Here is an 8,486-nt window from a genome sequence, read left to right on the forward strand (position 1 = left end):
TCCCCTTTCTACTGGATACCGCCATAGCGTTGTACTTCAGGAGCTAGAAGCTGCTGGTTGAAGACCAAGTTCCCGACACCTGCGATATTCATAAACAGTTGTCCTTTCGTCAAACGTGGCAGCGTCTCTAACTCTGACTGATTCATAGACCCAGCCAAGGCATTGGTAAGTAATGGAATACTTGTTTCATCTGTCTGAGCAAAAACACGGTATTGCATCAGTCCGAAAATACGTTGAACAGCTGTCACGTATGGATCTTTATGGTTTCCTACTCCAGATTCAAAGAGAATCCCCCTCAGAGAGTTAACTGATAGAACAACACCTGCAAAGTTTTCTCCCATGGAATCAATCATATCTGCCAGTAATTCAACGCTGCTTTCATACTTAGGATTGATCAATGTTTGCGCCTCACTGATATTAACGACATAGTGTTCCATATCCATCTCAGTAAGATGAGAATTAGATTTTAGGAGCTGCTTACAGCGTTTACCATTGTTGACAATATCGGCTGAAACTAAGGACAATACTGAAAAGATTTGAGCATTGAGCAAGTGAGGGGTGCCTTTAAGTCCTGAAAAATCAAAGGTTACTACTTGCTCTGAAGAAATATCTTGAAATTCTGTTGTTCCTTCAAACATCTCCGCATTCGTTGTGAGAAGCTCATTAAAGGTATTATAGATACGATTAACAGATTTAATTGCGATTTCATCAGGCTTCCCTTGGCTCATTAGACTACGCTTATAGTCTTCCGCATACAGAATAAAATCAGATAGAATAGGATATTCTTCATTTACTAAGTCCGTAGCCTTTAGCTTTTCTGGATTCAGCTTAGGATTACGTGCCCATAAGCCTTCTTCAATATAAAATTCATTCAGTATACTACCGAAAGTTGTTAGGTCATCACCTGTTACTTCACTGTTTAGTAGCTTGAAGATGCTCTTGAGTTTCTGGATATGAAGGTTATAAGATTTCTTCTTATCGATCTCTGTTCCTTCCTCGTTGGTAACCGTTGGAAAAACTTGGAAAATGTTGATACGGTTAGCTTCACCTGATAAATCCAAGATAACCCCATGTTGCTGTCTTGTTTGCTCCAGGAAAGCACCGTTAGCATCAAAGTTACGAATATAGTTCCCTTTGGCATAAAGACCGTCCGTATGCTTCAAAAGGAATGAGCGTTGGCCCATCTTAGGGTTCCCTGAAATGATCATAAATGAGCGAGTTCGGCGTTCATCACGTTCTAGGAAGTTGAAATTGACAGCTCCCTTCGTCGGTGTCCAGCCCATATAAACGCCTCTTTGATCCTCTAGCTTAGTGTGATTAAAGAAATAACCACCTGCTAGATCATGTGCTCTAATAGGAATCCCACGTCTGCGATTAGGCAAATCTATTTGATACTGTGCTGGGATAAAAGGGGCATGATATTCAAAATCCAACTCCCCTGAGAGAATCGTTGACTTAAAATTTGACGTCTTATCTTTAATATCCTCAACTTTTTTAAACAAATCTTCTTTAGTTGAGGCAGAGGAATAGTTTCGGACGTACATTCCTAGCATCGCAATATTTTTCTTCGTAATATCACGATCCAGCTGAGTCAGATCCTTGATTTCATCTAATTCTTGTTGGTTATCAACGATTTTACTGTTACCTGTAATACGAGTTGATTTTTCTTCAATGGCATCTTTAATTTCTTGCTTCAGTTCTTTATTATTTGCTCGATAGAGGGACAAGAAAGAACGTGTCCCAGGAATCAACATCAAGTCAGATAACCAGAAACGATCTAAATCTTCTGACGGGTACTCGTAAAAATGAAGGGCGGTATGATAACCGTCACCACTCATCCAGGAGCGGTCATCTTTTTTAAAGTCAATATTTCCTTGTGGTTGAATGCGACTGAGAAAAGCAAGATCATAGCCTTGTGCTTTCAGCTGTCGTTGTCTGCGCTTTGATAGTTCTGGCATGTTCTCCTCCTATACTTTTTCATTCATGTTGTTAAACTGCTTGATAATTTGTTCTTTCTTAACCCTGGTTATTTCTTGAGGAACAAAATCATTATTTCCATAAGACTTAGCCTTACGCACCAAATCATCTAATTCTGTAGTCGTCGGTGCAAAGAGCCATAGAATGAACTCAGTGTTATAGATCTCCTGTTGGATGCTCTCTTCTACCTGAATTTCATTTCTCAGCAGCAACTCCCGATCATGCAGCTGCATATAGCGACGTGAATCAGGCAAGAGCTTGGCCATTTCCTGACGAACCAGACTTAAATGGTGACGTAGATCCATAATCTGAGTATCTGTATTAGTTGGCAAAGTGGTTGTCTCAATCTGAATATCAGTATTAAAGTCAGTCAACCATTTTTCAAAATTATCAATCGTACGTCGGATCTCGTTATATGAAAGTGAACCTAAGTCTTTTCCTGGTATCTCCATCAGTTGAAGATAGCCATAATCGACCAATTGAATGTAGGCTTGACGATTATCAATAATTGATTTGACATCCAGCAACTCTACACAAGAATGGAGATCAAAATATTCTTGACTTTGCTTTTTTTCTTGCTTACGTCCCAATTGTCGCTTGACTTCAGGCTGGGATTGATTTTGTTTAATCGCCATTAACGTTTAACTCCTCTCTGGTAATTTAGGCTGATATAACGTTTCCGTCGTCTCCTAAAAAAGAGAAACATGCTTTGCCAATTCTTCTTCCCACCATTGGTTGGCAAAACCAGATAAAGACACATCAGCGGTGTTAATAGTATGAAGGCTATTAATTGTGGCCATTGGCTTGTAGGAAAAATCTTTGTTCCTACTGAAAGAGCAGCAACCGCAGAACCTCCTACAAACACAATATCAGCCATGAAAAGACCTATGATTTTTACTTTGGCATAGATGTCACGTGGGACACCATATTTTTCATCCATTTATCCGTCTCCTTTCTCTTAATAGTTCCATCTTAAGAGATAATGAAAATTCTTGCGTTAAGGGGACAAACCATCTCCAGCTGAGAATTTCAAATAGTTTTTATATACAAAGTTATATATCTTTGTATATAAAAAAGAAGCCTCAAGACTGAGACTTCTTCACGAAATTGAAAAATTCTTCTTCTGAAATAATAGTAATCACTTGTCCTTCAGCTATCCGTGATAATGCTGCTTCATACTTCTTAGACCTCCTGTCTGGCTCAAAGAGATCTAATTGTTTGTGGCCAGCAAGTAAGACATCCGTTTGACTGGAAACATAGTTCTGAACGACAGCTCCTCTTTCTTCTAAAAAGGATATGACATCTTGTCTTGTCATTGGACGTAGACTTCCTGTAACCACAACAACCTTTCCCCTAAAATCAAGCATAGACGTTATTCGTCACTTTCATCGATTTCTGCACCTTTAATGTGACTTTGACCCTGCATCCGCTGACCTGCTTGCTGCATTTGTTGGTTCATATAACTCATTTGGTGCATTGATTTTTGAAAGTTCTGCTTGTGTGAAGGCGCTCCTTCAAACTTTTTCGGCGTATCTCCCGTAGCGTTTGGAAGCGGCGGATTATCTACTGAAGGTGTGGGATCACTAACCCCACTAAACACTTCACCAGATGGTTCTGAAGAAGGTAATGTAGGATCTGTAATGCCACCGCCAGCTGGGCCAGCATCTGAAAGTGATTCAAAGCCAGCTGAAGCATCTGGATCAAATGGTGATACAGGTTTGACTTCTTCTGGATGGCTATGATCTTTCAAACCTCTATAGACAGCATCATGAGCAGCCTGTTCTTTTTGACCTAAGTTATCAACTACGCCACCTGCAAAGTCTTTTACTTTACCGACAGCTTCTTTACCTGCAAGGTCAGCAGCACTGAACATATTACTTAAACCGCCTTTAGCTGCATTCACAACACCTTGATCTTTGACAGCATTCCAAGCTCCTCGAATACCGCCTCCAGTTGTGGCTAGACTATTTCCAAGAACTTTACTTCCTGCTGTAACTGCTCCAGGGGCTTTTTTGGCCATATCTATACCAAAGCCACCAATACCCATCATACCATGACCGATAGCTCCTGCTCCAGTCGCAAAGGCATTACCCATCATCATGGCTCCGAGTAATTGTTGAGCTGTATCACTGTGGCCAGTTGATACACCAAGCCAACGTTCGATCATCGTTACCCCTTGCATAGCCGCAAAGAAGATACCGATGTAAACAAGCGAAGCTGCAAGACATTGTTCCCACATGTTTAGACCATCAAAGAAGCCACCTGATAGCTTCGTAACCGCTGATACAGACAAGGTTGGTAAATCACGACAGATTTCAAGAGTGACACGCATAATCACCACTTCAAAGAAAATACCTGCAAGCGCTCCTCCCATGGTACGGAGAAGCTCTTTATATTTCTTAGAATTGGATAAAGACGAATATCCCTGAATAGGAGAAATCAGACCTTCAATGAGAATATCAAAAACTGATTTAACCAGCTTGATTGACATGGATACCAGCAAAACAATTAAGATAATGTACTGCATGAACATCCCTATCCAGTTGACCTTGTATCGCATGTAAACAGCCTCAAAAGCGTTCAATTGTCCCACAAAACGATGTTCTGTAATAGTTTCAACTCCATTTTGATTGGCATTCAATTTATGCAAAAACAGACCTTTCATCCCACTATGCTTATCTTCAAACTCATCAAGCAGCTTTGTATTAGTTGTCCCATAAGTTGCTCCAAAGTCAATTCGTGTCGCAAAGTCGGTTGTATCTCGCTTATCTGTACTATCCGTAATATTATTGACAGGTGTTGCCCCCTCTTTAGGAGGCTTTATATAACCATAGTCATCCAGCGGAAAAAGTTCCGTTGAAAAGTCGTTGTCAATCAATACTTTGAGATCAACGATATTATTCTTCATCGGCTGGATAGCTAAAGAAGAATACTGCTTACTACCATCTGGTGCCTCACTGGATACCGTTTGGATATTCATGGCATCCTGCGCAATGGTAGTAGAAATGGTTGTTAAAGCTAAAGGCAAGACTGCCGTTACCAAGGTTACCAAAAGGAAATTGGTAATCACCCCCTTATACTTCACGGGCTTAGTAAAGACTCCAGCTATCGCCGAAACAACGAGAACCAGGCTAAATATAGTGGTCCCAAGAACCTGAAACCAGAAGAAGAATTGGCCTATGACCGTGTTACTATTGCCTAAATAGCCAAATAAGCCAAAGAGCTTAAACATATTATTAAAGACATGTTCAAGACTAGCTGTAATTGAATATAAGGCCTTAGCTAGTGCACCTGGTATATAGGCTAGAAAAGAAAGAAATGCTGGGGTAGAGTCCAGGTAGTTACTCCAGTACGAGTAAAACTGAGCCACTTTCTCACCATTTTCGCCTGTAATATCACCATTCATATTCTTGACCTCATTAACGAGGTCAGAAAAGGTTTGATATGACAATAAAGATACCTACTTTCTATATAAGATACCTTCATCGTAAGGGATAATGAAAATTCTTGCGTTAAGGGGACAAATCACAGGAAAAGAAAAAGCCTCGAAAATGAGACTTTTAAAATTTTATTCACTTTCTCCTGCAAAATCGAAATAGCCACCCTCTACTGCGTAATCTCTACGTAGTTCTATGATTCTTATTTTTTTCCCACCTTCAGATAAAACAATCTGATAAAAAGAATCGGAATTATCCAGGTTATCTTTTTGATAGCTTATAACAATTGTAAAATTATTTTTACCATCTAGTTCTTTCTCTAATTCCTTTAGAGCAACTTTAGGCTCAGTAGGTAGTGATTTATCCGAAACTACCTTGTAATAAATTTCTTTGTCACCACTCTTTATTGTTTTATTCTTTTTATCAAAAATAAGTTCTCGTCTACCACCTGAAAAAACTAGACCATCATAAGCAGATACTGAAGATGAACCCAAATAGCTATCCTTTAATTCAGTCTTGATGATATTCTCAGTTGATTTCTTGCCACAGGCTGCCAGTGCAACAAGAGCAATACCTAGCACTAAAAAACTTAATATTTTTTTCAACTTCATAATAATTTTCTCCCAGCTTTTTCTTGACTCCATTATAACAGAAATACAACTTCTGTTCAATAGTTTATATACATTGTTATATAACTTTTTATGTATCTTGTTATATTACATCATCTACAAAAAGTCCATCGTCTTCGTCGTCCTCATCGAAAACTTCTGCTATCACAGCTTGAGTTAAATCAGCTGAAGAAGTAAATTGAGCTTGACTTAGAGGTTTAACCGCTTGTTTCCTTGGAGCTAATTGAGGTGTTTCCCCATTAGTCCTCATACGGTCTATTAAGGCCATCCGCCAGTCAATAATCTTGCTGAAGGTGTTTTGTGCTCCTACTGCTATATCTTGCAGGTCAAGCTCCCTATGGTCACTTTCTACTGGAATATCAGCCAAGGTCATAGAGTGGTCAAACTCATCCTGAAGGAACATATAGCGATATGGGAAAGCTGTCTTTTCATGTAGGAAAATCGGATCTGTCGTAACCTTGCGACCTGCATTATCTCGGCCTTTAACCCCCCGTAGGATAACCGCTTCTCCTTCTTGGAGTTTGGCTAGTTGTGTAGGCGTTAGAAGTTCCTGTCTAGGGTTCTCGATAGAAACATTTGGATTGGCTTCATCTAAGATATTGCTGGAACGTCTGCGACGTGTGATTGTACGAGTTCCTAATTCTTTACTGAAGTACTCATTTGTCTTCGGCTCAGTTGACTTAATATAGATTTTCAAAGAGCAATTTTCTTTAATCGTCTCAGCCGTATTCTCTCCATACTTATCTGTTAACTGCTTTAAATTTTGAATCCAGAGGTAATAGAGGATATTTTGACCAAGACCAATAGAAATCTTCGTATCCATGTGAGGAATAGCAGGAATATTGGTGAACTCATCAAGGATATGAAGAATCCGATTGACACATTTACGACCATTTGAGAGAGCTAACTCATAATTGGCATTAAATAACTGGTCCAAAAACAGTGACACAATGCTATTGTATTCTGTCCTGTTTGGTGGTGTCACTAAGTAAATCACTTTAGGATTATCTGAATAAATCAAGTCAATATCTTCTTCCTGAAGAAGATTATCTTCCTGCTTATTCAAAACAGTCACTTTGATATGGTCTAGCACAGGCTTCTTAGAGTATTCATCCAAAGCAATAACCTTGCCATGTTTCTGATAAACTTTCTCAGCTGAGAATTGGAAGATGTTGTCACGAATTGCTGAATTACCGTTATTTTGGTGATCAAAGTCAATCGTCACCAGAAACTGCTCAGGAAGTTTTGGCTCAATGACATAAGTTAGATAGCCTTCCCCATCGATAAGAGCCGTTGCAGCATTGACGTGAGTCACTTGTCGGGTAGTCTCACCCCAAGCTGATTGGCTGGTAATAGTAATTTTAGCTGTCTTATGAGCATATTCATTACGCATAGCCACATTTGAGCTTGAGCGGAACTTGATAGATAGGCGACGTGGGAAAGCAACTGATTCCAAATCAATCGAGTTTTTAGAGGTCAATTTAGCAATATTATCTTGCAGGAATAGATTAATACCAGACATCATACTAGAGAAGACATTTCCTTTGGTTTCTTCTGAAGCAAAGTCAGAGGACCTAAAGTTCAAATCAGCCATATCTCTAAATTTAGAAAATTGTTCCTGGTTAATCTTCCGCAGATTATCAAAGTAAACCGTAATTTTAGATTTCTTCTTAACCTGTTGATCACGATCTGGATTCTCAATAATATCTCCATAGTCGTTGACAAAGACTTCTTCTGATCCTAAATCGGTCAAGAATTTGGCAATATTACGGACTGTGACCGTATCCCAGGCATCTGTTTCACCATTCTTAAAGGTTTCATTAGCTCGGTCAATCAAAGCCATGGCAATCGCATTAAAGAGGGAAATTGAAGTGTCTTCCCAATACTTAGCGTTCCCATTGCCAACACCTGGCTTAGTTTTACGATAAATGGCTTCCGCAACCGCATTGACACGTGTCTGTGTCTTCTCATAGTATCCTTTTTTAGCAGCATCAATCGCAAGTGCCAAAGGATTATAGGACATTGACCAGTCCATATTTTGGAAGGAAAGGACATTAACATCATAGCCACGTCGGCGCATGGTTTTGTAAGAAGATTGATAATGTTCTCCTTTAGGGTCTGCGATAACCATGGAGGGTTGAATTTCAGCACGGCTATTAATATCAATCGTTGTTGTGATATGTCCTTCACCTTTACCAGAACGAGTCATACCAACACCAAGCATATTCGTAGTGCTGTCCTCAATGTAATAATCTCCTGAAGCCTTTGCATAGATACCTAAGATTCTTTCTGCGTTCGTTAGATAACGGCTAAATGTGCGGTTTTGCCAGAGCATTTGAGAGCCAAGAGTTAAACCTGTTAGATTCTTTCTCGTTTCATGAAGAACAGGAACGCCCCCTTCACCTGGATAAGTTTCTGTCTTATTGGGGACTTTTTTATACTG

At 39.6% G+C, this 8,486-nt stretch carries 7 protein-coding genes; all 7 read right to left on the bottom strand.

Annotation, left to right across the window (positions count from 1 at the left end):
• Positions 1-8 precede the first annotated feature (8 nt).
• Positions 9-1,958: a virulence factor gene (locus STRDD04_RS04780; RefSeq protein WP_062199807.1), complete on the bottom strand. Its 1,950-nt coding sequence runs from the start codon at positions 1,956-1,958 to the stop codon at positions 9-11.
• A 9-nt stretch (positions 1,959-1,967) separates the two neighbouring features.
• Positions 1,968-2,612: a hypothetical protein gene (locus STRDD04_RS04785; RefSeq protein WP_000985696.1), complete on the bottom strand. Its 645-nt coding sequence runs from the start codon at positions 2,610-2,612 to the stop codon at positions 1,968-1,970.
• On the bottom strand, positions 2,612-2,917 hold the full coding sequence (locus STRDD04_RS04790; RefSeq protein WP_000343796.1) for a DUF5592 family protein: 306 nt from the start codon (positions 2,915-2,917) through the stop codon (positions 2,612-2,614). The genes STRDD04_RS04785 and STRDD04_RS04790 overlap by 1 nt, the downstream gene beginning before the upstream one ends.
• A 142-nt stretch (positions 2,918-3,059) precedes the next feature.
• On the bottom strand, positions 3,060-3,344 hold the full coding sequence (locus STRDD04_RS04795; RefSeq protein WP_062199809.1) for a BRCT domain-containing protein: 285 nt from the start codon (positions 3,342-3,344) through the stop codon (positions 3,060-3,062).
• A 5-nt stretch (positions 3,345-3,349) separates the two neighbouring features.
• A complete protein-coding gene (locus STRDD04_RS04800) occupies positions 3,350-5,428 on the bottom strand; it encodes a pLS20_p028 family conjugation system transmembrane protein (RefSeq protein WP_062199810.1) in 2,079 nt (692 codons plus the stop codon).
• Positions 5,429-5,545: 117 nt separating this feature from the next.
• The gene (locus tag STRDD04_RS04805) at positions 5,546-6,025 is read right to left on the bottom strand and encodes an LptM family lipoprotein (RefSeq protein ID WP_062199813.1); all 480 of its coding nucleotides are present in this window, start codon (positions 6,023-6,025) and stop codon (positions 5,546-5,548) included.
• 100 nt (positions 6,026-6,125) lie between these two features.
• On the bottom strand, positions 6,126-8,486 hold a 2,361-nt coding region (locus STRDD04_RS04810), incomplete at its 5' end, for a VirD4-like conjugal transfer protein, CD1115 family (protein ID WP_062199814.1).

The organism is Streptococcus sp. DD04 (assembly GCF_001578725.1).
GTDB classification, from domain to species: Bacteria; Bacillota; Bacilli; order Lactobacillales; family Streptococcaceae; genus Streptococcus; species Streptococcus sinensis.